Here is a 2,427-nt window from a genome sequence, read left to right as displayed (position 1 = left end):
AAGTAGAATTTGATATATTAAGACTCATGTAAGAATTAAGGGACATTGATGATCCTTTTGGGGGTTGAGTTTATGGTGTTTATAATTTGGTATAAATCCACTATGTTTTTAATTTTTATATTTATTATTTTAACACAAATAGTCTAAATTTGAGTAGAAAAAGAAATTGCTTATTTTTGTTATTAAAATCTATTTTTTATCTAAATTTACTTCTATGATATTGGGTTCTTTTTCGCTGTTTTGTGTATTTTCTAAACGCAATTTTATTTTATTTGCACCCATGGGAGTTAAAATAGTAAAATATCTAATATTATTTTCATAAAAATCCCAAATTTCATCAAATTCCAAATAATTTGCTAATCCATATTCTTTAAACTCACATTCTTTATAGATTGATTTTAAAAATTTTGGCACTTCATTAATAATAAAAAGTATTTTGATTTTTTCTTTTTGAGAATTAATATCCAATTCTTTAATCAGATTATTTTGATATTCTTGCTTTATTATTTCTATTATTTTTTTATTATCACAATTTTTTAAATCATTAAGATTAACATCCATTTCTTTTTTTAACTCTAATTCTTGAGGAAAATAATTTGTATTCTTATAATTAGAAGCTTGTGGTAATAATATATTTAATTGTTCATCACTTTTAAAAATTAATTTCGCTATATTCATAATTTTAATATTTAATTCTAATATAGCGTAAAAATCTTTTTTAGAAAAAATTTTATCTACACCTTTTTTCATATTTACAATATCTAAATTCTCATCAGATAAAAATTCTATAAGTTTATTTAAAAATATAGCTTGAGGAAGCATTACCACCCTTTAAGCTCTAAACTTTCAAGCTCTTCTAAACTCATTGCTCTAATTAAAATCCTTTCTTCTGATTGAATTAAAGAAAAATCTTGTAGTTTTTCTAGTGCTTCTTTATATTCTAAATATCCTAAAGGTTTATCTTCGCTAATGCTAAAAAAGCTTAATCTCCATTTAGCTTCTTTATCTTCATCATCTAATTCAAAATTTTCCCAAGGTTTTTTAAAAAGAATAGTATCTGTATCTTCACTTAGGGTGAAATTTATTATTAATCCATCCGGTGTTTCATAAAGTTTAGGCATAGCTTCATAAGCTTCTTCCCAACGCCTTTGTAAAAGTTTTAAATCTTCCATAAATTTTTCCTTAAATATAAAATGAAAAATTATAACTAAAAATCTTTTTATATTAAATCATAAGGAAAGTATTTACACAAAACTGATTCTATTTTGCTTAATCATTCTAGCACGATTGATAAGAGCATAAAGGGCTATATCTTCATCATTATATATTTCTCCTTCAAATTCTTCATCCCCATCAAACTCAATACTTCTGTATTCTATAATTTCTGCTTTAGCATTAGTAATAAAAGATATATATTTATCTCTTTGTTTATCATGTTTAATACCTGCACATAAAGGTTTAAGTGCTTCATCATACCAAATCACTTCTAGTTTTTCTTCTTTGATGATTTTTAATGCTACTTCTTTTCCATTTCTCATTGAATAGTCTTCATTTACGCTAAAATATTTTTGTTTATAATTCATCTGCAACATTTTATCAATTGCTTCTTTTTCACTATCAAAAGAATACTCAAGTTCAACACCGCCCCTTTCTCCAATATAAACAGCTTCGTATTTATTATTATTAGGATTAAACCAAATTGTAAAATGATATTCTCCTGCTGTATAATCATAATCACGCCAAGTTACATAGATTAACTTTTCTTCTTTTATAATTAATTCTGCTTGTTCTCTTGTCATTTTCTATCCTTTATTATTATATTTGTTTGATAAAACCTAACCTTGAAACATTTACACAAAACTGATTCTATTTTGTTTAATCATTCTGGCACGATTGATAAGAGCATAAAGGGCTATATTTTCATCATTAAATATCTCTTTGTAATATTTACTGTATCTATCCCCATCAAACTCAATACTTCTGTATTCTATAATTTCCGCTTTAGCATTAGTAATAAAAGAAATATATTTATCTCTTTGTTTATCGTGTTTAATACCTGCACATAAAGGTTTAAGTGCTTCATCATACCAAATCACTTCTAACTTTTCTTCTTGGATGATTCTTAATGCTACTTCTTTTGTTAGATATTCTTTAATGTCTTTTCCATTGTATTTTTTTTGTTTATAATTCATTTTTAACATTTTATCAATGGCTTCTTTTTCACTATCAAAAGAATACTCAAATTCAACACCGCCCCTTTCTCCAATATAAACAGCTTCGTATTTATTATTATTAGGATTAAACCAAATTGTAAAATGATATTCTCCTGCTGTATAATCATAATCACGCCAAGTTACATAGATTAACTTTTCTTCTTTTATAATTAATTCTGCTTGTTCTCTTGTCATTTTCTATCCTTTATTATTA

Annotated in this window: 4 protein-coding genes; all 4 read right to left on the bottom strand. The window is 24.9% G+C overall.

Features of this window, described 5'->3' with window-relative positions:
- Positions 1–189: 189 nt before the first annotated feature.
- The gene (locus AJ932_RS08420) at positions 190–822 is read right to left on the bottom strand and encodes a hypothetical protein (protein WP_070277911.1); all 633 of its coding nucleotides are present in this window, start codon (positions 820–822) and stop codon (positions 190–192) included.
- Positions 822–1,172: a DUF4299 family protein gene (locus AJ932_RS08415; RefSeq protein WP_070277912.1), complete on the bottom strand. Its 351-nt coding sequence runs from the start codon at positions 1,170–1,172 to the stop codon at positions 822–824. Before AJ932_RS08415 ends, AJ932_RS08420 begins: the two co-directional genes overlap by 1 nt.
- Positions 1,173–1,244: 72 nt before the next feature.
- Positions 1,245–1,799, bottom strand: a complete 555-nt coding sequence (locus AJ932_RS08410) for a hypothetical protein (RefSeq protein WP_070289026.1) — start codon at positions 1,797–1,799, stop codon at positions 1,245–1,247.
- 51 nt (positions 1,800–1,850) lie between these two features.
- Positions 1,851–2,408 carry a hypothetical protein gene (locus AJ932_RS08405; RefSeq protein ID WP_070289024.1) on the bottom strand — a complete coding sequence of 186 codons (558 nt, stop codon included), beginning with the start codon at positions 2,406–2,408 and terminating at the stop codon, positions 1,851–1,853.
- Positions 2,409–2,427: the final 19 nt, after the last annotated feature.

The organism is Campylobacter sp. BCW_6873 (assembly GCF_001762365.1).
In the GTDB taxonomy this organism is placed as follows: Bacteria; Campylobacterota; Campylobacteria; order Campylobacterales; family Campylobacteraceae; genus Campylobacter_D; species Campylobacter_D jejuni.
This window is presented reverse-complemented; position numbering and strand designations above follow the sequence as displayed.

Excerpts from the sequence above, each read along its gene's own strand:
- AJ932_RS08420 (WP_070277911.1), bottom strand. The coding sequence starts at position 822 with ATGCTTCCTCAAGCTATATTTTTAAATAAACTTATAGAATTTTTATCT.
- AJ932_RS08410 (WP_070289026.1), bottom strand. The coding sequence starts at position 1,799 with ATGACAAGAGAACAAGCAGAATTAATTATAAAAGAAGAAAAGTTAATC.
- AJ932_RS08405 (WP_070289024.1), bottom strand. The coding sequence starts at position 2,408 with ATGACAAGAGAACAAGCAGAATTAATTATAAAAGAAGAAAAGTTAATC.
- AJ932_RS08415 (WP_070277912.1), bottom strand. The coding sequence starts at position 1,172 with ATGGAAGATTTAAAACTTTTACAAAGGCGTTGGGAAGAAGCTTATGAA.